Annotated in this window: 17 protein-coding genes and 1 pseudogene; 10 read left to right on the top strand and 8 right to left on the bottom strand. The window is 64.9% G+C overall.

Going from position 1 to position 20,577, the window contains the following annotated elements; translation table 11 throughout:
- Positions 1-70 precede the first annotated feature (70 nt).
- The 5 genes and pseudogenes from BFAL_RS11765 to BFAL_RS08485 form a co-directional block, all read left to right on the top strand.
- Entirely contained in the window at positions 71-1,051 is a 981-nt protein-coding gene (locus BFAL_RS11765; RefSeq protein ID WP_055427966.1) for an NUDIX hydrolase, read from the top strand.
- Positions 1,009-3,342, top strand: coding sequence for a DUF6049 family protein (locus tag BFAL_RS08500; protein ID WP_082440483.1), 2,334 nt, complete (start codon positions 1,009-1,011; stop codon positions 3,340-3,342). The genes BFAL_RS11765 and BFAL_RS08500 overlap by 43 nt, the downstream gene beginning before the upstream one ends.
- On the top strand, positions 3,339-4,997 hold the full coding sequence (gene murJ, locus BFAL_RS08495) for a murein biosynthesis integral membrane protein MurJ (protein ID WP_152973603.1): 1,659 nt from the start codon (positions 3,339-3,341) through the stop codon (positions 4,995-4,997). The genes BFAL_RS08500 and murJ overlap by 4 nt, the downstream gene beginning before the upstream one ends.
- A gap of 96 nt (positions 4,998-5,093) precedes the next feature.
- Entirely contained in the window at positions 5,094-6,941 is a 1,848-nt protein-coding gene (locus BFAL_RS08490) for a protein kinase family protein (protein WP_055427964.1), read from the top strand.
- A gap of 50 nt (positions 6,942-6,991) precedes the next feature.
- A pseudogene (locus BFAL_RS08485) lies at positions 6,992-8,059 on the top strand (NAD(P)/FAD-dependent oxidoreductase); the annotation flags it as partial.
- Positions 8,060-8,159: 100 nt separating this feature from the next.
- On the opposite strand, the gene BFAL_RS08480 reads toward BFAL_RS08485, so the two are convergent.
- The 8 genes from BFAL_RS08480 to rpmH form a co-directional block, all read right to left on the bottom strand.
- A complete protein-coding gene (locus BFAL_RS08480) occupies positions 8,160-9,470 on the bottom strand; it encodes a ParB/RepB/Spo0J family partition protein (RefSeq protein WP_055427962.1) in 1,311 nt (436 codons plus the stop codon).
- A gap of 1 nt (position 9,471) precedes the next feature.
- A complete protein-coding gene (locus BFAL_RS08475) occupies positions 9,472-10,416 on the bottom strand; it encodes a ParA family protein (RefSeq protein ID WP_055427986.1) in 945 nt (314 codons plus the stop codon).
- Positions 10,417-10,666: 250 nt separating this feature from the next.
- Entirely contained in the window at positions 10,667-11,335 is a 669-nt protein-coding gene (rsmG, locus tag BFAL_RS08470) for a 16S rRNA (guanine(527)-N(7))-methyltransferase RsmG (RefSeq protein WP_055427961.1), read from the bottom strand.
- A gap of 36 nt (positions 11,336-11,371) precedes the next feature.
- Complete coding sequence (locus BFAL_RS08465) at positions 11,372-11,890, bottom strand: Jag family protein (RefSeq protein WP_055427960.1); 519 nt, start codon at positions 11,888-11,890, stop codon at positions 11,372-11,374.
- Positions 11,891-12,012: 122 nt separating this feature from the next.
- Positions 12,013-13,026, bottom strand: a complete 1,014-nt coding sequence (gene yidC, locus BFAL_RS08460; protein ID WP_055427985.1) for a membrane protein insertase YidC — start codon at positions 13,024-13,026, stop codon at positions 12,013-12,015.
- Positions 13,026-13,325: a membrane protein insertion efficiency factor YidD gene (yidD, locus tag BFAL_RS10745; protein ID WP_082440487.1), complete on the bottom strand. Its 300-nt coding sequence runs from the start codon at positions 13,323-13,325 to the stop codon at positions 13,026-13,028. Before yidD ends, yidC begins: the two co-directional genes overlap by 1 nt.
- Before the next feature lie 26 nt (positions 13,326-13,351).
- Complete coding sequence (gene rnpA / locus BFAL_RS08455; protein WP_055427959.1) at positions 13,352-13,717, bottom strand: ribonuclease P protein component; 366 nt, start codon at positions 13,715-13,717, stop codon at positions 13,352-13,354.
- Positions 13,718-13,745: 28 nt separating this feature from the next.
- Positions 13,746-13,880, bottom strand: a complete 135-nt coding sequence (gene rpmH, locus BFAL_RS08450) for a 50S ribosomal protein L34 (protein WP_055427958.1) — start codon at positions 13,878-13,880, stop codon at positions 13,746-13,748.
- Positions 13,881-14,194: 314 nt separating this feature from the next.
- Here rpmH and dnaA point away from each other — a divergent pair, with 314 nt between their 5' ends.
- From dnaA to BFAL_RS08425, 5 genes are all read left to right on the top strand, one after another.
- Positions 14,195-15,742 carry a chromosomal replication initiator protein DnaA gene (dnaA, locus tag BFAL_RS08445; RefSeq protein WP_055427957.1) on the top strand — a complete coding sequence of 516 codons (1,548 nt, stop codon included), beginning with the start codon at positions 14,195-14,197 and terminating at the stop codon, positions 15,740-15,742.
- A 652-nt stretch (positions 15,743-16,394) separates the two neighbouring features.
- Positions 16,395-17,519: a DNA polymerase III subunit beta gene (gene dnaN / locus BFAL_RS08440; protein ID WP_055427984.1), complete on the top strand. Its 1,125-nt coding sequence runs from the start codon at positions 16,395-16,397 to the stop codon at positions 17,517-17,519.
- A 174-nt stretch (positions 17,520-17,693) separates the two neighbouring features.
- Positions 17,694-18,881: a DNA replication/repair protein RecF gene (recF, locus tag BFAL_RS08435; protein ID WP_055427956.1), complete on the top strand. Its 1,188-nt coding sequence runs from the start codon at positions 17,694-17,696 to the stop codon at positions 18,879-18,881.
- Positions 18,878-19,360 (top strand): DciA family protein, encoded by a 483-nt coding sequence (locus BFAL_RS08430; protein ID WP_055427955.1) that lies wholly within the window; start codon positions 18,878-18,880, stop codon positions 19,358-19,360. The genes recF and BFAL_RS08430 overlap by 4 nt, the downstream gene beginning before the upstream one ends.
- A gap of 257 nt (positions 19,361-19,617) precedes the next feature.
- Positions 19,618-20,577 (top strand): ATP-binding protein (locus tag BFAL_RS08425; protein WP_370696071.1); only part of this gene is annotated, 960 nt, incomplete at its 3' end.

The raw sequence follows: 20,577 nt of genomic DNA, 5'->3' as shown, positions 1-20,577 counted from the left end.
TTCCTCTTATTCTGTCGCTACCAGCATACCGTCACTCGACTTGCACACGGACTTGAGTAAGGTGGAAGGCATGATTACGCCCGCGGACCTTGCGCGCATGCTCGGGCATGCCGACGATGCCGCGGCCAGCCATGCCCAAAACGGCTTCGAGCGCGACGTGCTCATGTACACGTCCGAATCCCGCCCGAAGCCGCAATCCGCCCCGCGCGGCACGCGGGAAGACGCGCCGGAACCGGAGGCGGGCGCGTCATCCGGCCCGTCGGCCGCGCATACGCCGACGGTGGACGACATCATCGACACCGCCGGCACCATCGACACCGCGCAGACCGTCGCCTCGCTGGTCGCGCGCGAGGCGGCGAAATCGACGCCCATGTCGATGCCGACCCCCGCGACCGTGTTCGCGCGCGTGCGCGTCACCGGTTCGAACACGACGGCCAACGGGCAGCGCATCACGACGAGCGTGGAGACCTCGGTCACCGCGTCGGTGACGGTGGAACCCGCCGAAACGGACGACGCGTCAGCCGCCTCGCGCATGCCCACGCCCGCTATGATGCCGCGGCGCCGCACCTCGGACGGCCCCACGAAATTCGCGTCGCTCGACGCGCAGGAGCTGCCCGTCGTGCGCGAATACTCCGCCGGCGGACTCGTCTTCGACGAGCAGGGCCGCGTGGCGATCATCGCACGGCATTCGCGCAGCGGTCATCTCGAATGGTGCCTGCCGAAAGGGCATATCGAGAAAGGCGAGACGCCGCAGCAGACGGCGGTTCGCGAGGTGCATGAGGAGACGGGCATCCTCGGCGAGGTGGTCGAGTCGATCGCGACGATTGACTACTGGTTCACGGGCGCCACGCAGCGCGTGCACAAGCTCGTCCACCATTTCGCATTGCGGCGCACCGGCGGCGAACTCACGGTGGAGGGCGACCCCGATCATGAGGCGGAAGACGCGATCTGGGTGGATTTCAAGGATTTGGACGACGTGCTCAGCTACCCTAATGAGCGCAAGATCGCATGGCTCTATTCCCGGAAACTGAACAGGCAGGCAAACGAGTGAACCGATACGCCACACAACGAGGCATCCCGGCATGGTGGCGCGTTCTGGCAGGCATGCTGCTGGCCGTGGCGTTCGTGGCCGGTTCGGCCGCGCTTCCGGCCTTCGCGGCCGACGGCGGCACGTCGGACGCGTCGTCCGGCACGTCGGAAACGTCCGGCACGAACGCCGATGCGGAACGCGCGTCCGCCCCGATCATCGCACTGACCGACATGACGGCCGTGGTGACCGACGCCTCGGGCTTCCACCTCAAGGCGACGATCACGAACACCGGCGACGACGCGTGGGCGGCCGGCGAGGTCACGTTGGACACGAACCCGATGTTCACGTTCACCTCGCGCACCGACATGCAGGAATGGTCGCAATCGGACAGTCCGATCCCCACGCCGGCGCGGTTGGGCTCGACCGCCGTTCCCACGCTCCAGCCGAAGCAGAGCGCGACGATCGCCATCGACGCCGGACCGGACGCGCAGGCACTCACGCAGATGCTCAACTGGGGGCCGAAGCCGCTGCTCGTCACGTATTCGCATGACGGCACGGCCACGGCGACGCACACGTTCCTGACGCGCTCCACCGCCGGTCTCGACAACGCGGACACGCCCGCGATGGGCATCACGATGGCGATGCCGCTGACCAGCGGCCATTGGACGGCCGATTCGGAGACCCTCAAGACGCTCGTCACCACCGAAGGCGGCACCACGACAGCCGGTTCCGGCACGAACGCCGATTCCGCCGCCGGCGGCACCGGCGACTCGACCGCCGACACCACCGACGTGGCCGTGCTCGACAAGAACAGCACGCGATTCGACCACACGCTCGAACAGACGCTCACCCGTCATCCCTCACTGCAGACCGTCGCCGACCCGACGTATCTGGACGCATTGGCGATGCCACCGCGCACGAAGGCCGTCATGCAGCCCGCCGGATTCGACATCACCGCATACGCGGCGCAGAACGATGCAGCGAAACGCTACGCCGCCGCAGGCATCGCCGACGCCTCATGGAACGCGGACGCCGCAACGACCAGCTACCGCAGCGCGCTCGGCGACCAGAACGCCTCCACGCGCACCGTCGCCTGGCAGGGTCAGGGCCAGTGGACGATGGATGCGCTGACCGCCGCACGCCGCAACGGCTACACGACCGTCATCTCCACGCATGACTTCGAACCGACCGACACGGACACGGTGCATACCGGCGTCGTGACCGTCCCCACCGATGCGGGCGACGTGACCGTGCTCGTCGAACAGCACGAGCTCGGCGACCTCGCCAAAGGCAAGGCCACCAGCGCGAAGGCCAGCGCGGAGGCGACCACGGCCGGCCGCCTCGCCCGATTCGTCGCGCAAAGCGCGTTCTACCAGATGGAGCAGCCGTACAACGAACGCAATCTGCTCGTCTGCTTCGACGCCGACACGGCCGCCTCCGATGTGGACATGTTCATGAACGCGGTCGAATCCGCATCATGGCTGCACGTCACCGACCTCGACACGCTCGCCCAGACCACGCCGTACACGACAGGCGACGACGCACAGGCGCTCGTCCCCACCGACGCGGGCCTGTCGCAGGCGGATTCGTCGAACGTCACGAACACGCTCGCCACGCTGACCGCCGGACGCAACGACATCATCCGCTTCCGCGACTCCGTTCTCGACGCCGCCGACGCGCAGGCGGACGACGCGCAGGCGCTCGCGCGGCAGGACGCGAAACGCACGGCGACGCAAAGCACGCAGGGCACGTCCGGTGCACGCGCGTGGACCGAACGCCTGCTCGCCGCGCACGCGACGCTCGCGCTGCACGCGCTGGCCGCCGACGGCGGCTCTCCCGACGTCGACACGACCACCGCGCTCACCGCCGTTTCGGGCGCGCAGCAGCTCGCCGGCGACGTGATCGGCGGTGTGACGCTCACCCCGTCGGAAACGGTGACGATGGTCTCCGAAACCGCGACTATGCCGGTGACCGTCAGCAACAGCACGCCGTACCCGGTCACCGTGCGCGTCTTCTCAATCACCGACTCGCCGGAGATCGCCACGTCGCGGCGCAACACCGTAACGATACCTCCGCGCAGCGAGGCACAGGTGACGTTCTCGCTGCGCGCGGCCACCTCCGGTTCGGCCGTCGCGACCGTCTCGCTGCAGGACCGCAACGACGTCGCGTTCGGCCAGCAGCAGCGCACGTCCATCAACTGCGTGCTCAAGATCAGCGACAAGACCGGATTCATCATCATCGGTCTGGCCGTGGCGCTCGGCGTGCTCGGCCTGTGGCGACAGTTCAACCGTAAGAAGGACCCCGACGAATGAGTTCCAACGTCGGCCGCAACTCCCTGATCATGGCATCGGGGACGATGGCCTCCCGCATCACCGGCCAGATCCGCACAATCCTGCTCGCCGCATGCCTCGGCACGACCGGCATCGCCGCGAACGCCTACCAGACGGGCGCGATGATCCCGCAGGTGCTGTTCACCGTGATCTCCGGCGGCATCTTCAACGCGGTGCTCGTGCCGCAGATCGTGCGCACCCTGAAGGAGCATGACGCGCAGGAACGGCTCAACAAGCTCATCACGTTGGCGGTCGCACTGCTGCTCGGCGTGACGCTGCTCATGATGCTCGCGACGCCGCTGCTCACGATGCTGTACCTCGACCACAGCTGGGGGCCTGCGGAACGCGCGCTGGTGAACGCGTTCACCCTGTGGTGCATGCCGCAGATCTTCTTCTACGGCCTGTACACGGTGCTCGGGCAGATCCTCGCCGCGAAGGACAATTTCGTCACCTACGCGTGGAGTTCGGTGGGCGCGAACGTGATCAGCTGCGCCGGATTCACGCTGTTCCTCGTACTGTTCGGCAACGCGAGCCGCGAACCGTTGACGTTCTGGACGACCGATCGCGTGGCGCTCACCGCCGGCGCGTGGACGCTCGGCGTCGCCTTCCAGGCGGTGATCCTGTTCGCGCCGTTGATGCGGTTGGGCATCCATTACCGTCCGCAGTGGGGTGTGAGCGGCATCGGCCTCAAGGCCATGGGACCGGTGGCCGCATGGAGCGTCGGCGTGATGGGCGTGCAGGAATTGGCGAACATCGTCAACGCGCGCATCACCAACGGCGCCCCCTTCGCGGGTGACGACCTGTACGGCATCGCCGGCAACGGCTCCTACCAGAACGCGTTCACGCTGTACATCCTGCCGTATTCGCTCATCGCGGTCTCGGTCGCCACCGCGATCTTTCCGAAGATCTCTCGCGCGATCGCCGAGCACGATCTCGACGGGGCGCGTGAGGATCTGAGCGGTGCCCTGCGCAATGTGGGCGTGCTGATGATGTACTTCACGATGGCGATCGTCGTGATGCCCGTGCCGATCACCATCGCGCTGCTGCCGAGCGTGAACGTGTCGGAGGCGAAGCTCATCGCCGGTCCGATGGTCGCGTTGGCGATCGGTCTGCCGTTGACGAGCGCGTACCTGCTCATCCAGCGCACGTTCTACGCGTTCGAGGACGGCCGCCATCCGTTCCTGTTCCAGCTGCAGGTGTGCATCATCCAGGTGGTGTTCGAACTGGGCGTGATGTGGCTGTGCCAGCCACGGTATTGGACGGCCGGCGTCGGATTGGCGATGACGGTCGGCTACCTGCTGAGCTTCCCCTCATTGGTGATGATGCTGCGGCGCCGCTTCGCCGGCTCATTGGATGGCGCACGCATCATATCGACGTATGGGAAGGCGCTGGTCGCGGCGGTCGTCGCCGGTGCCGCCGCATGGCTGCTCACCGACCCGATGATGACGCTGCTGGGCGCCTCGCTGCGATTCGATCGCCTCAACTGGTTCCAGGCGTTCGGCTTCTGCGCAATGACCACGGTGCTGACCGCCGTCGTGTACGCGCTGATGCTGGCGCTGCTGCGTTGCGAGGAATTCATCTCCATCCTGCGCTCGGCATCCGCACGCCTCACCTCACGTCTGCATAAGGGCCGGTAGCCCTTTCCTTTCGACCAGCCCCATGATTAGAATGTCAACAGCGTCATCGACTCGTGGTGGCGCTGAAGCGCTTACGCATACGGAGTCGAAGAAACTATGAAGCCTCAGCTGGGAGACACGCTGTTCAACCGATATACTCTGGTCACGTTGCTTCGCGACGAACCCGGAGTGCAGGCGTGGCAGGCCAACGACCGCGTGCTCGATCACGACTGCCAGCTATTCGTGCTTACCGACGGAAAGACCCTCGAGGACGTGTCCGCGCTGGCCACACAGCTCGGCCGCAAGAACGGGCTCACGCCGGTGCTCCAGTTCCGCAGGGCCGGCGATGCCGCCGTGCTCGTCACACGCATCGAAAGCGGCCTGTCGCTCACCGAATACCTCAACGGCACGGCCCGTGACAATCTCAGCTTCGAGGCGATGCGTTCCATCATCGGCGAAGTCGCCGCCATCGCCGGCGCACTGGAGACGCCGCGACTGTCCACCGACACGATCCGCGTATCCGTGCAGGGTGTGGAGATCGCGGACGCGCCACTGCCCGACCTGCTCGCCGAACCGACCGACGCGCCTGAACGTGTCCAGGGCGAGCAGCTCGCCATCCGTCAGCTGGCGGCCGTGCTGTACGCACTGCTGACGCGCACCCCCTCCCGGCCGGGCATCACGTACGATCTGCGTGCTGTCGGCAACATCCCCGGCGAATTCCAGGTGATTCTTTCCCGTGGTCTGGAACTCACCAAGGAGGATGGCCATCGCAGCGAACCCATGCTCACGCTCCTCGAACTGACCGCCCTGCTCGGCGACTTCAAACCGCTCACCGACCTGACCGACAGCGACATCGCACTGCCCACCGACGCCGGTACCGGGTCCATCGCGAACGTGCATCTGCGCGATCTCGGCGATGACGACCTGGCCGAACTGCCGAGCACCGTGATCTCGTCGGAGAAGCTGCCGGAACTGACGATCCATCGTCCGCTGACCGAGGCCGAAGCGGCCCGTCACGCCGAACGGGTGGTAGCCGCGCAGAACAAGCAGACGTTCGCCGAAATGCAGGAGGCGTTCGACAACTATTCGCCGCGCGTGTTCGGTGTGGGGGAATCGTCGGACCAGCCCGGCGGCGTCTCGTCTTCGGACAATCGCACGATGGCACTGCCCACGTTGCCGGAACGTCCGACACAGCACGCGTATCAGGGCGACGACCTGTTCCATGAGTTCTCGTTCCAGACGCAGGCGCTGCCGGCGGGCGCTCCAGGCGTCGACCCCGGCGAGGAGACCACACGCATCCCGGTGCTCATCGATCCGAACATGGCCACCGAAGCCATCGACGTGTCGTCGATCCGTCGCGACCTGCAGGCGGATGCACGCCGCGGGGCGCAGGCGGCATCGCAACCGGAGACGCAGCAGCACCAGCGTGCGGATGCCGGCGCACGGCCGGCGGCACCCTCGCCGTCCATTCCGCCGCACACGCCGGATATGGATGCGACGATCGTCGGCATGGCTCCCATCGAGCATGGCGAGAAGCCGGCGTCGTTCGCCCCGGCGCCGCATGTGCGAGGCGTCGCCGTACCGGACTCCTCGATGCAGCAGCCGCCGAGTTTCGCGCCGAAAACCACGCCGGCGAATTCCGCCGCCAATCAGGGCGATGACGATAATCTGGCGAAGCAGCGCCTGTTCGGCAAGATGACGACGACGGTGGTGGTGGTCATCGTCGCCAGCGTGTTCATCATCGCGGGTTTCGCGTTCGCCGTGATCACGTTCGTGCACAGCAACTCGAACCCGGCGGACAGCGACATCGACAAGAACAACCAGTGGCCGTCCCAGCAGAATCTGGAGGATGTGCCGTTCGGCAACGAATCGTCCAGCCAGTCGTCCGACAAGTCATCCGACCAGTCGGGCGCGGCGGCAACGGATATCGAGCTCATCGACGTGACCGACGCATACCGGCGCTGAACGCCCTGCACGCGCGCATCATACCGCTTGCTAGGCTGGGCGGTATGACTGTGCAACATGTGATCATCATCGGTTCGGGGCCCGCCGGCTATACAGCCGCCATCTACCTGGGGCGCGCGGGACTACGCCCCACGCTCGTCACGGGCGCGCTGGCGCCCGGCGGCCAGCTCGTCAACACCACGGAAGTCGAGAACTTCCCCGGGTTCCCGGAAGGCATTCTCGGCCCCGACCTCATGGAGGCGATGCGCGCGCAGGCCGAACGCTTCGGCACCGAGTTCATCCACGAGGACGTCGTCTCGGTGGAATTGGTTGATGGTAACGGCGACGGTGCCGGCGCTGCCGGTACGGTCAAGCGGGTGACGTTGGATTCCGGCGACGTGCTTGAGGCGCACGCGGTGATCGTCGCCACCGGGTCGCAGTACCGCAAGCTCGGCGTGCCCGGCGAGGAGGAGTATGCCGGCCGCGGCGTCTCCTACTGCGCGACCTGCGACGGGTTCTTCTTCAAAGGCAAGCCGATCGTCGTGGTCGGCGGCGGTGATTCCGCATTCGAGGAGGCTCTCTACCTGACGCGGTTCGGCTCGTCGGTCACGCTGATCCACCGTCGCGACGCCTTCCGAGCATCCGCGATCATGGTCGAGCGGGCGCGGGCGAACGAGAAGCTGACGCTGCTTACGAACACCGTCGTCACCGGCATCCGTGGCGGCGAGGCCGCGCCGTCCGGTGTTGCCGCAGCACAACCGACTGTCAAGCCACTGTCGTTGAATCTGGGCGGACTGTCGCTCGGCGGCGGGCTCAATCTTCCCGCCGCGCCCGCACGCGCGGGGAGCGTCACGTCTGTCGACATCCGCAATACCGTGACCGGTGACACCGGCACGTTGGACACCGCGGCCGTGTTCGTTGCCATCGGGCACACGCCCGCCACCGCCTTCCTCGGCGACATCGTCGCGAAGGACGACGACGGCTATGTGCTGGTCGAAGGCGCCGGCACGCGCACGTCCGCACCGGGCGTCTTCGCCGCCGGCGACTGCGTGGACCGCACGTACCGCCAGGCCATCAGCGCCGCCGGCATGGGCTGCCGCGCCGCCCTCGACGCACAGCATTACCTCGAATCGCTCTGACCGGTTGCGCCGTCCTGTCGCAGAAAACAGGAACAGCAACACACTACGCAACGCGGTAACGCACTTACTGCAGATACAGCAATCTACAGCAGATCCGTCATCATACCCATTCTCCGTCGCCTGAACCATCCGCAGCCTTGCCGTCGGACGGCATCAGCAGGCCGAGAATGCGGTCCATATCCTCGGGCGAGGAGAACACGATTTCGATGCGACCGTGCTTCGTTGTGCCCTTGATGGACACTTTCGTGTCGAAGTGGTTTTCGAGATTGCTCTGAATCGGCGAACCCGCCCACGGATCGTTCTTGCGCGGCTTCGTCTTCTTCTGCCCGCCGCTTTCCAGATTCGCCATCGCGACGATCTCCTCGGTGCTGCGCACGGACAGACCTTCCGCGATGATGCGCACGGCGAGCTTGTCCATCGCCTCCGGATCGTTGAGACCCAGCAGGGCGCGTGCATGCCCGGCGGTGAGGATGCCGGCGGCGACCTTCTTCTGCACGGCGGACGGCAGATTGAGCAGACGCAGGGTGTTGGCGATCTGCGGACGCGACTTCGAGACCGACTGGGAGAGCTGCGCCTGCGTCAGACCGAACTCGTCGATCATCTGCTGGTAGGCGGCGGCCTCTTCCAACGGGTTCAGGGCGACGCGGTGCAGGTTCTCCAGCAGTGCGTCGCGCAGCATGTCGTCGTCGGCCGTCGTCTTGACGATGGCGGGAATGGCCTCCAGCCCGGCAAGCTGGGAGGCGCGCCAACGACGCTCGCCCATGATGAGCTCGTACGGGCTGTCCATGCGGCCGTCGAACTGGTTCGCCGGCTCGTGACCCTCCTGCGACTTTCGCGCCGCTTCGATCTGCGCCTCGGGGCGCTTCCGTACGACGATGGGCTGCAGGACACCGACCTCCTTGATGGAGGCGGCGAGTTCGTTGAGGTCGTCCTCATCGAACACGGTACGCGGCTGATGCGCGTTCGGTCCGATGTCGGAGAGCTTCAGTTCGGCGAGATAGCCGCCTTCAACGGGCTTGAGCTGCGGCTCCTCGGCCTTGGTTTCATCCTTGGTTTCACGTGAAACAGGCTCGGCGGGCTTCGCGGTGATCGATGCCTTCGGCTTCGCGGAGCCGATCTGCTGGCGCTGAGGTGCGGCGGGGGCCGTGCCGAGCGTATCGTTGAAGAACATGTCGCTCGGGTGCGCGATGTCGTTCAACGCCGGCATCGCGGCGCGCTTCATGGACTTGCCGCCCTTCGCCGCCTCATGCTTGGAGGACGGCTTGGTTTCACGTGAAACAACCGGCTGCTTCGGCTCCGGCTTCACCTTCTGGGGAGCCTTCTCCTTGGGCTTCTGCTCAGCCGGCTCCTCCCCCGGCAGTTCGGGGAAGAGGGCGCCGAGGCCTTTACCGAGACGGGATTTCGACGACATATCAGGCCTCCTTCATTCTGGTGGCGATGGCTTCCAACACGTGTTCGGACCGGCGGGTGATCTCGAGCGCGGCCTCGCCGTACGAGATGGCACCCATGCCGTGCGGGTCGTAGGCGATGACGCTCTTGCTGAAGCTCGGCGCCTCGGAGATCTTCACCGTGCGGGGAATCGTCGTGCCCAGCACGATGGACGGGTAGTGCTTCTTCACTTCGTTGTACACCTCGCGGCTCAACAGCGTGCGGCGGTCGAACATCGTGATCAGCATCGTGGAGACCGTCAGGCTGGGGTTGAAGTGGTTCTGGACCAGCCCGATGGTGTTGATGAGCTGCCCCAGACCCTCCAAGGCGTAGTACTCGGCCTGGATCGGGATGAGCATCTCATGCACGGCGCACATCGCATTGATCACCAGCAGACCGAGGCTCGGCGGGCAGTCGATGAACACATAGTCGTAATGGTCCTCGGATTCCGAAAGGAACTTGTCGAGAGCCTCCTTGAGCAGCGAGTTGCGGTTCGGCAGATCGGCGACCTCGAGCTCGGCACCGGACAGATCGATGGACGCCGGTACCACATCGAGGGATTCGAAGTCGGGGCATGGCTGCTTGACCTCGGCGAGGGTGAGACGGCCTTCGAGCACGTCGTAGACGGACGGCTCCCCCGAGGCGTGATCCACACTGAGCGCCGTGGAGGCGTTGCCCTGCGGATCCATGTCGATGACCAGCACGCGCATGCCGTGCTCGGCCAACGCGGCGGCGAGGTTCACCGTCGACGTGGTCTTGCCGACGCCGCCCTTCTGATTCGCCACGGCGATCAGACGGGTCTTCGAGGGCTTGGGGAACTCCTGCTGCTGCAGCTGCGCGTACCTGTTTGACTCAAGGGCGATCTCCGCGCCGACCGGGGACTCCCCTTCCGAGAAAATGCGCGTGATGGTCTGCTCGGCGGTTTCCATCAGCTTCTGATTATCGGCCATGACTTCTCCTTGACAACACAACGGACCGGATGCCGTGACCAGCATCCGAATCCGCACACTTATCCACAAAAATGTGGATAAGTGTGGATAACTCAATTTCCTGGCTGTGGACGGACTCGTTTCTCTGTTTTCAAAACCCTAATATATCAACGTTCCCCGGCACAGCCACCGTTCGGTTGACAATGTGGATAACTTACGCGGTCATGTGGAAATGTGGATAACCGCACCCCTATCGCTTATCGACCAGCACGACATGCGTCGGTTCCAGCCCAGGCCCGACCTGGGCATCGACCACGCGGGGATTCACGCCGCGTTGTTTGCCGATCTCCTGCGCCGCCTTGTCGATCTCGGCCTGTGCGGACCTTCCCTTCAACGCGACAAGACGGCCATGCGACTTCAGCAGAGGCAACGTCCACCCTGCGAGCTTGGTCATCGGCGCGACGGCACGGCAGGTCACCACCGCATACGGGTACAGAGAACGATCTCGGCGCATGGCGTCGATGACTTCCTCGGACCGGGCGCGGAACACGCTCACGTTCTTCAGCCCCATCTCGTCGCGACATTCCTTGAGCCATTCCACGCGACGCTCCATCGGTTCGATCAGCGTGAATTCGTGGTCGGGCAGGCAGGCGGCTGCCACCAGTCCGGGGAATCCGCCGCCGCTGCCCACATCGGCCACCGTCTTATAGCGCACGCCATCGGTCGCTTCGCGCACGAACGGCACGATGGCTGCGGAATTGAGGATATGGCGTTCCCAGATGATATCGACGTCGCGCGGCCCGATGAGCCCGCGCGGCTCACCCTCCTGTGCGAGTTTCACGTGAAACACACGCAATGGTTCCACGGCGTCGCCGAGCACCTCGGCCAACAACGGCGAACCGTCAAGCTGGTCTGTCATACCACTCCCCTCACAGCAACCCCGCAAGCGGGTCGATCACTCATCATCCTCATCGGCATCGGCGTTCGCACGCAGATAGACCGTGACGTACCGATGCGGCTCCTCGCCGTGCGAGCGGGACTTGAGTCCCTCCTCGCGGACGACGTCATGCACGACCTTGCGCTCGAACGAGTTCATCGGCTTGAGGTCGACCGGTTCACCCGTCTCCTTCACCTCGTCCACCGCGTCGAGCGCGATGTCATGCAGACGCTGGCGCTTGCGCTTGAGGAATCCGTCGACGTCGACGATCAAGCGCGAACGCTCACCGGTCTTCTGCTGCACGGCGAGGCGGGTGAGCTGCTGCAGGGCATCGACGACTTCGCCGTTGCGCCCGATCAGGTTCTTGATGTCGGTGTCGTCATCGGCGACGATCTGCACCATCGGGCGCCCGTTGCGCACGCCCATTTCGATGTCGCCGTCATAATCGGCGATGTCGAGCAAACCCTCGAGGTAGTCGGCGGCGATGTCAGCTTCATCATTGAGCTGATCGACGGACTTGTCGTCATTCTGGGCCATGAGAGGTCCTCCTTCGGTCATAGGTCTATGGGAAACAGTCTAAACCAGCCATCCGCCCGAACCGGGGATAGCTCGGCCCGGTGTTTCACGTGAAACGCAAAACACCGGGCCTTACTTACTCATCATTTCTTTTTGTTCCTGCGCTTGCGCTGGGGCTGCTGGCGCTGGAATCCTTCGGTCGCCTTGCGCTCGGCCTCGGCCTTGGCCTTCTCGAGCGCCTCTTCTTCGAGGGATGGCTGACCGGCCTTGGCGCGACGCTCGTTCTCCTTCTTGTGGTCGCGGACCTCCTTGGCATCCGCGGCGGGAGAGCCCGGCGTCGGGAACGTGTACATCTGCCAGAACGTGCGCAGCAGGTTGCAGACGTTGTTCGTCAGCCAGTAGACCAGCACGGCGAACGGCATGGTCATGCCGGAGAAGATGTACATGAGCGGGAAGATCCACAGCATCGTCTTCTGCATCGTGGCGGCCTGCCCCTGCATGGCGGCGGGGTTCATGTTCTTGTTCATGTTGATCCACTGCATGAAGAACATGCACGCGCACATGAGCACGACGAACACGACGATGATGGTCTTGGCGACCATGTCGCCGCTGCCGAAGGTGTCGGTGGTGTTGACCAGACCGAGCACCTTGGATTCGGAGAACTGCTTCGCGGTCTCGACGTCGAAGGCACCGAGCGCGGCGCGCTTCTCACGCGCGATGTACGGGATGGCGGACAGCACGTAGAACATGCACATGAACACCGGGCCCTGGATGAGCATCGGCAGGCACGAGCCGGCGGGGTTCGCGTCGTTGTCCTGATAGAGCTTCATCATCTCGCGGCTCATGGCCTCTTTGCTGGCCTGATCCGTCTTGCCCTTGTACTTGTTCTGGATCTTCTGCATCTTCGGCTGCAGCGCCTGCATCTTGCGCATCGACAGCATCTGCTTGTAGAAGATCGGCAGGATGCACGCCTGGACGACGAGCACGAGGAAGATGATCGAGAACACCCAGGAGACACCGATCTCCTGCATGCCGAGCATGACCAGGAAATCGTGGAACAGCTTCATGATCTGCGTCATGAGCCATTCGATCGGGGTCAGGATCTTGTAGAGCCAGCCCCAGAAACCACTGTCAAGCAGGAATTGGTTTTGATTCATCATGATAAGGGATTCCCCCATTCATCAGTCGGCAGCGGCGTGAGCCGAGGCTCCTCATGCGCCTTGGACCAACGGAAACGATAGAACACCGAAAACCGACGCGGGACATCGTCGATGCCGCCACGGCTCCACGGACGGCACCGCAACAGACGCAACATGGCGAGCAATCCTCCCCGCCAGGCACCGAACCGGGCCACCGCCTGAATGGCATAGTTCGAGCAGCTCGGGTAATACCTGCAGCACGGCACGGCGCGATGCGCGGAGAATGTGCGCTGATACCAACGCACCGCGCGTATCATCAAGCCGGCCGCCCCGCGCATCGCGCTCAACGCCCCTGCGCGACGCGCTCGGCGATCTTCCCGAACGCCGACGCGACCTGATCGTCCAACATATCGAACGACGCAGCGGCGGCACACGGTTTCGCGCGCATCACGATGTCGCATCCCTCGGGGAGACGTTGCTCGTAGCGCCGCGCGAGTACACGGAACCGTCGTTTGACCGTATTGCGTGTGACGGCGTTGCCGACCGCTTTGGATACGGCAAGGCCCAAGCGCCGCGCTTCAGGCGCCACGAAGGTATGCAAAGACGCATCGTCGCGCATCAGATAATGCACGACGATGTCGTTGCGCGACACCTTGTGGCGGCGCTTGAGCACGGCGACGAATTCGCTGTGGCTTTTCAGTCGTTCCACTGATGCCTCAGCCGCCGACCGTCCGCGATCAGGCGGACAGGGTCTTGCGGCCCTTGGCGCGGCGACGGTTGATCAGGGCGCGGCCGGAACGGGTGCGCATGCGCAGACGGAAGCCGTGCTTCATGTGACGACGGCGGTTGTTGGGCTGGAAGGTCCTCTTCATAGTTGCTCCTAAGTCTTTCGGCCACGCTGACGCGCGGCTCCCACGTGAGTCAAGCTATACCAAACTACCCTCACCCCTCCCCCAACGTCAACACAGAGGCATTTCATTCACAATTCACCAAGTCGTCACGACACGCCGCGACGCGCCGGAAGCGCGCCATGAAGCCGATTATGGGCCGCGAGTTATCCACAAATTACAGGAATGTTATTCACAATCCAATGATTGCAACACGCAAGCCTGTGGATAACTTCCAAGTCTTGAGTAACAATAGTGGACGCACTTTATTTCGAGCGAGCGATGGAAGGAGGACCGGCATGGCCGACGAGCCCCGCGACCCGGTGGCGGAAGCCAACCATATCTGGTCCGACACGCTGACATTGCTCAAGCACAACTCCTCCCTCTCCCCACGCGACAAGGGGTGGCTGGAAGGCGTGTACCCGGAGGGCGTCTTCGGCACGACGATCGTGCTGTGCGTCGAGAACGCGGTGACGCGTCAGGCGTTGGAGAACGAACTCCGCCAGCCGCTGCTCGAAGCGATGGGCATGGTCACCGGCCAGGACATGACGCCCGCATTCAAGATCGCGCCCCGACGCCCGGCCCCGCGCGCGGCCGAACCCGCGGCACCAGCCCGAAGAGGAGCGTCCGCGCCGAAGCGCGCCGCCGATCATGACGAACCGCCGTCGATCGCCGATCTCGGCAAGGAGCCGTTCGGCTCCCACGGGCCGGTGCCGAAGGTGCCGACCCCGGCCGACGTCGCCACGTCCGCAGGATACCCGACGAGCCGCAACAAAGTGGCCCGCGATCCGGAGACCCATCTCAACAAGAACGCCACGTTCGACACCTTCGTGCCCGGCGATTCCAACCGGTTCGCCCGCACGGTGGCGCTGGCCGTCGCCGAAGGCTCCGGCCGCGACTTCAACCCGCTGTGTATCTACGGCGGGTCCGGTCTGGGCAAGACCCACCTGCTCAACGCGATCGGCAACTACGCGCTCGTCAAGGACCCGACCCTGAAGGTGCGCTACGTCAACTCGGAGGAGTTCACCAACGAGTTCATCGAGGCGCTGCAGAACACGACCCAGAACCAGGGGCAGATCGCCGAGTTCAACCGGCGCTACCGTGAGGTCGACGTCCTGCTCATCGACGACATCCAGTTCCTCGGCGGCAAGGAAGCCACCCTGGAGCAGTTCTTCCACACGTTCAACGCGCTGCATCAGGCGAACAAGCGCATCGTCATCGCCTCCGACGTGGCGCCGAAGAACCTCAAGGGCTTCGAGGCGCGACTCATCTCGCGCTTCGACTCCGGTCTGACCGTCGACGTGAAGCCGCCGGACCTGGAGACGCGCATCGCCATCCTGCGCATGATGGCCTCGATGAACCACAGCAACATCCCCAACGATGTGCTCGATCTCATCGCCGAACGGTTCACGGAGAACATCCGCGAATTGGAGGGCGCGCTGACGCGCGTCACCGCCGTCGCCTCGCTGAGCAACCAGCCGGTGACGCGCGCGATGGCCGAGCAGACACTGCAGGACTTCTTCACCACCGACGTGGAGGTCAAACCGACCGACATCATCAGCCAGGTGGCGCGGTATTTCCATCTGACCTTCGAGGACATCACCGGCAAATCGCGCATGAAGAACATCGCGACGGCACGGCAGGTGGCCATGTACCTCACGCGCGAGATGACGAGTCTGAGCCTCGTCGACATCGGCAAGGTGTTCGGCGGCAAGGACCACACCACGGTGATGCACGCCTGCGACCGCATCTCCAACGGCATGCAGGACCGTCAGGAGATCTACACCTACGTGATGGAGCTCACCGTACGCCTCAAGCAGGGCAATACCGACTTCAAACAGCAATGACCGATGGCCGGGCACCGTGAAGACACGGGCCCGGCCTCGTCCGTTCCGGCTCCGAACGACATCCACGCCCGGCAGGATCTCTTCTGGCGAACGAATCCGGCAGGTTTTCCGACGTGCCTGAAAAAACGATGAAAACGTTCGCCACAATCGATTCTCCCGGCCGAAACGGCCCTGCAACACTCCGGCGGAACGAGAAAAACGGGGAAAAGTTATCCACATACTTATTCACAAATGTGGGTAACCCCAGTGGAAAACCGGTGGATTACTCCATGTTTCGATGTGGAAAACCGGTGGATGAAACCGGGTCGAATGTGGAAAACTCAAAACCGAGCCAGAGCCTGTGGATAACTCGGCATGTTATCCACATTATTCCGCAAAGTTATCCACACTGTCAGAGTCTCGTCCACGCCAACAGCCGCAAGCCCTGCGCCGTGTTTTCCACACTATCCACAGGCCTTATTACGACTACTACCTTACGTTCTTCCCCAATCACCACAGTGGTGACCGTTGCGTCGCGCGCGAGCGAAGCGACGCGCACGGCGCATCGCCTAGAATGAAATCCAGCTCGACAACCGAACGAACAACCTCCGCCACCGACGCTTGAACGAGAGAATCGCGCGTGGCGAACGAAAACGAACTGAAAGCAGGAACCATGAAGGTCGAAACCAATTCCGCCGCACTGGCAGACGCCGTGGCGTGGACCACCAGGGTCATCGACGCCCGTCCGTCCAACCCAATCCTGGCCGGCGTCAGGCTCGAAGCGGCGGACGGCGTGCTCCAACTGTCCGCGTTCAACTACGAGATCTCCGCCCGGCACCACATCGAGGCCGGCGTCGACGAATCCGGTTCCGTGCTCGTGCTCGGCAAGCTTCTCGCCGACATCACGAAATCCCTGCCCGCCGAGACGACCACCCTCGCCACCGACGGCTCGACGCTGACCATCACCTCCGGCAAATCGCACTTCACCCTGCAGCTCATGCCCGAGGCCGAATACCCGGATCTTCCCGGAATTCCGGCGAAACTCGGCCAGGTCGACGCCCCGACCTTCGTGCAGTGCGTCTCCCAGGCGTGCGTCGCGGTCTCCCGCGAGGAGAACCGCCCGGTGCTCACCGGCGTGCGCATGAAGTTCGACGGCGACAAGGTGATCATGACCTCGACCGACCGTTTCCGTCTGGCTCGTGCCAGCTTCACCTGGACCCCGAACGACATGGACGTCGACACGACGACGCTGGTGCGCGGCTCGCTGCTGCGGGACATCGCCCGTTCGCTCGACGAGCACCAGAACGTCGTGCTCGACTTCGACGTCGACAACCCGTCGCTGCTCGGCTTCGAGAACGCCGGCCGCACCTCCACCTCGCAGCTCATCGACGGCGAGTTCCCCGCGGTCGACCGCCTCTTCGCCGACGAGTACCCGATCCAGGCGGTCGTCGACCGCCAGCAGCTCATCGCCGCGATCAAGCGAGTCGCGCTGGTCGCCGAACGCAACGCGCCGATCCGCATGGTCTTCTCCGGTCAGGAGGTGACGCTCTCCGCCGGCGCCATCGACGAGGCGCAGGCCACTGAGGTGCTCGACATCGACATGGACGGCGACGACATCACCGTCGCGTTCAACCCGGCCTACCTCATCGAGGGTCTGAGCGCGATCACCGAACCGTTCATCCGCATGAAGATGACGACCGCCGTCAAGCCGGTCGAGTTCAACGGCCAGCAGGAATCCGACTCCGACGAATCGCTCGACTACCGTTACCTGCTCGTGCCGATGCGCTTCAACAGCTGACCGAACGGCTGTCTGAAGGGCTGCCGACAAGCACCAGCGGCGATATCACCACCGATATCGCTTTTTCGCCCCGCTCGGGCGATACCACAAGCGATATCACGGCCGGGGCCGACGCCCCGGCCCTTCCAATCGAACAGAACCGAACGTCACCCCTCATCCGGAAAGGCCGCCATCGTGTACGTCTCACGCCTCGCGCTCGACCACTACCGCTCCTGGGAGCGTCTGGTGGTCGACTTCACGCCCGGCGTGAACGTGCTCCACGGCGCGAACGGACTCGGCAAGACGAACATCGTCGAGGCCGTCGAGGTGCTGTCCACCGGAACCAGCCACCGCACGTCCTCCTCGCTGCCGCTCATCGAGCGCGGCGAGGCGAAGGCCACCATCCGCGCGAACGTCGTCGACGAGACCGGCGGCGGGGCGCGCGTCACCACCTACGAGGCGACGATCGCGGCGCGCGGCGCGAACCGCGCGCGCGTCGACTCCGGACCGTCACGCTACCTGCGCGACATCGTCGGCGAAGTGCCGTCCGTCGCGTTCACGCCGGACGACCAGCGGCTCGTCTCCGCCGATCCCGCCACAAGGCGCACGTTCCTCGACCAGGCCGGCGCGCTGCTCGTCCCCCGCTACGCGCAGCGGCTCCAGCAGTTCACGCGCATCGCCCGGCAGCGCGCGGCCCTGCTCAAGCAGCTCGGCGCGCGCGAAGGCTCCTACGACGCGGCTATCAGCGGACTGGAGGTCTGGACCGGCCAGTTCATCGACGCCGGTCTGGAACTCACGCACGTGCGCGACGGCATCGTGAGCCGCATCGCGGCGCCGTTCGCCGCGATCTACGCGCGGCTCGCGTCCGGGCGCGGCGAAGCCGGCCTCGCCTATGCGCCCTCGTTCGCGGAGATCATGGACGCGCCCGACGGCGACGCGGCATACGACCCGCGTCCCGCCATCGCGGCGCACTTCCAGCGGCTGTACGCCGGCGAGGTGGCGCGCGGCATGAACCTCATCGGCCCGCAACGCGACGATCTGACGGTCACGCTCGACGGCGTCCCCGCGCGCGAATTCGCCTCGAACGGCGAGATGTGGACGATGGCCCTCGCGCTCAAGATGGCGCTGTACGAGGCCGTGGCCGAGGACCGCGGCGTCAAGCCCGTCGTCATCCTCGACGACGTCTTCGCGCAGCTCGACGAGTCACGCCGCCGGCAGATCCTCGACTTCGCGCTCGACCAGGAGCAGGTGCTCGTCACCGTCGCCGCGACCGGCGACATCCCCGACATCCCCGCGTCCGCCCAGGCGCGGGAGGTCTCCATCATCGACGTGGAGGAGCTGGCGCGCGCATACGCCGGCGGCGAAGCGGGGAGCGCGCGATGACGCCGCCCATCGCCGTGACGTTGAAGCTCGACCCGCGCGAACTGCCGGCGAAGGTGTTCGAAGGCTACGCGCGGCGCGAATCCTCGCGCAAGGCACGCGCCGAACGCGCCGAGGCCGCGTGGGAGAGCTTCGGCAAACCCGGGCGCGAACCGGCCCGCCTCGGCGGCGTCGCGGCCCTCATCGCACGCGACGGCGCCTGGATACCGCATCTGAAGATCTCCGAACTCAACAACCACTGGGACCGCGTCGTCGGAGCGGACGTCGCACGGCACTCGCACGTCATCGGATTCAAGGACGGCGTGCTCACCATCGGCACCGAATCGCCGGTATGGGCCACGACGCTCACCTATCTCATCCCCCAGATCTCCGACGCGATCAGACGCAATCTGGAAGGACTGGACGTCGCGCACATCCGCGTCGTCGGACCGTCCGCCGGGTACACGCGCCGGTGGACGCGCGGCGGCGCGCGGCGGGGTTAGCGCGCGACGCACGCGCGTGTGCGCGGCGTGACGTGCGCCGCCCGCGCGACGTGCGTGTGCGCGGGGCCGACGGGGCGGATATGGACGTACAAGGCGCTCTACGGGGCTCTCTGGCGCTCGTCGCACAAAACGAGTAGAATCACATGCAGTATGGTCAAAACGCTCCATGCCCCCATAACGGGCGATTTTGGGGCAATGACCCGCGAAACAACCCTTCGCGTGAAGAACATGCAGGGAACATGTAGGAAGGAAGCCCTGTGGCGGATTCGTTGGACAATGCCGGCAGCAAGGAAGAACAGCTCAAGGCCGCGGACGAACACATCAACACCACCGAACTGCAGGAAGGCGAGCTCGACGAGTCGATGACCCCCGAGCACTACGACGCCTCCGACCTGAAGGTGCTCGAAGGCCTGGAGGCGGTGCGCATCCGCCCGGGCATGTACATCGGTTCGACCGGTCCGCGCGGCCTGCACCACCTGGTCTACGAGATCGTCGACAACTCCGTCGACGAGGCGCTCGCCGGCTACGCGAGCCACATCGAGGTGTCGATCCTGCCGGACAACGGCATCCGCGTCGTCGACGACGGCCGCGGCATCCCCGTCGACGAAGTGCCCGGCGAAGGCATCTCCGGCGTCGAGACCGTCATGACGAAGCTGCACGCCGGCGGCAAGTTCGGCGGCGGCGGATACGCGGTCTCCGGCGGCCTGCACGGCGTGGGCATCTCCGTGGTCAACGCGCTCTCCACGCGCGTCGACATCGAAGTGCGCCGTCAGGGCTTCCACTGGACACAGACGTACCTCAACCAGCACCCGACCGCGCGGCTGGCCAAGGGCGAGCCGATGGCCGAAGGCGAGTCGACCGGCACCGCCGTGACGTTCTGGGCCGATCCGGCGATCTTCGAGACCACCGTCTACGACTTCGAGACGCTGCGCTCGCGCTTCCAGCAGATGGCGTTCCTCAACAAGGGACTCAAGATCTCCCTGACCGACCTGCGCCAGGCCGACCAGGCCGGCGACGAGGTGGCCGGCGACGGCGACAACCCGCTCGAGGAGACCCACCAGACCGTCACCTACCAGTACGCGAACGGCATCAAGGACTACGTCGACTATCTGGTCAGGTCGCGCAAGTCCACGCCCGTCGAGGACGAGGTCATCAACTTCGACGCCGAGGACCTCAAGCTCGGCATCTCCGCCGAGATCGCGATGCAGTGGACCACC

The organism is Bifidobacterium aesculapii (genome assembly GCF_001417815.1).
In the GTDB taxonomy this organism is placed as follows: domain Bacteria; phylum Actinomycetota; class Actinomycetes; order Actinomycetales; family Bifidobacteriaceae; genus Bifidobacterium; species Bifidobacterium aesculapii.
This window is presented reverse-complemented; position numbering and strand designations above follow the sequence as displayed.

Bases quoted from the DNA above. Each gene is read 5' to 3' on its own strand.
- BFAL_RS08475 (WP_055427986.1), bottom strand. From the start codon at position 10,416: ATGGAAACCGCCGAGCAGACCATCACGCGCATTTTCTCGGAAGGGGAG.
- rsmG (WP_055427961.1), bottom strand. From the start codon at position 11,335: ATGACAGACCAGCTTGACGGTTCGCCGTTGTTGGCCGAGGTGCTCGGC.
- BFAL_RS08500 (WP_082440483.1), top strand. From the start codon at position 1,009: ATGGCTCTATTCCCGGAAACTGAACAGGCAGGCAAACGAGTGAACCGA.
- BFAL_RS11765 (WP_055427966.1), top strand. From the start codon at position 71: ATGATTACGCCCGCGGACCTTGCGCGCATGCTCGGGCATGCCGACGAT.
- BFAL_RS08430 (WP_055427955.1), top strand. From the start codon at position 18,878: ATGACGCCGCCCATCGCCGTGACGTTGAAGCTCGACCCGCGCGAACTG.
- BFAL_RS08465 (WP_055427960.1), bottom strand. From the start codon at position 11,890: ATGGCCCAGAATGACGACAAGTCCGTCGATCAGCTCAATGATGAAGCT.
- BFAL_RS08490 (WP_055427964.1), top strand. From the start codon at position 5,094: ATGAAGCCTCAGCTGGGAGACACGCTGTTCAACCGATATACTCTGGTC.
- yidD (WP_082440487.1), bottom strand. From the start codon at position 13,325: ATGATACGCGCGGTGCGTTGGTATCAGCGCACATTCTCCGCGCATCGC.
- dnaN (WP_055427984.1), top strand. From the start codon at position 16,395: ATGAAGGTCGAAACCAATTCCGCCGCACTGGCAGACGCCGTGGCGTGG.
- dnaA (WP_055427957.1), top strand. From the start codon at position 14,195: ATGGCCGACGAGCCCCGCGACCCGGTGGCGGAAGCCAACCATATCTGG.
- yidC (WP_055427985.1), bottom strand. From the start codon at position 13,026: ATGAATCAAAACCAATTCCTGCTTGACAGTGGTTTCTGGGGCTGGCTC.
- murJ (WP_152973603.1), top strand. From the start codon at position 3,339: ATGAGTTCCAACGTCGGCCGCAACTCCCTGATCATGGCATCGGGGACG.
- BFAL_RS08480 (WP_055427962.1), bottom strand. From the start codon at position 9,470: ATGTCGTCGAAATCCCGTCTCGGTAAAGGCCTCGGCGCCCTCTTCCCC.
- rpmH (WP_055427958.1), bottom strand. From the start codon at position 13,880: ATGAAGAGGACCTTCCAGCCCAACAACCGCCGTCGTCACATGAAGCAC.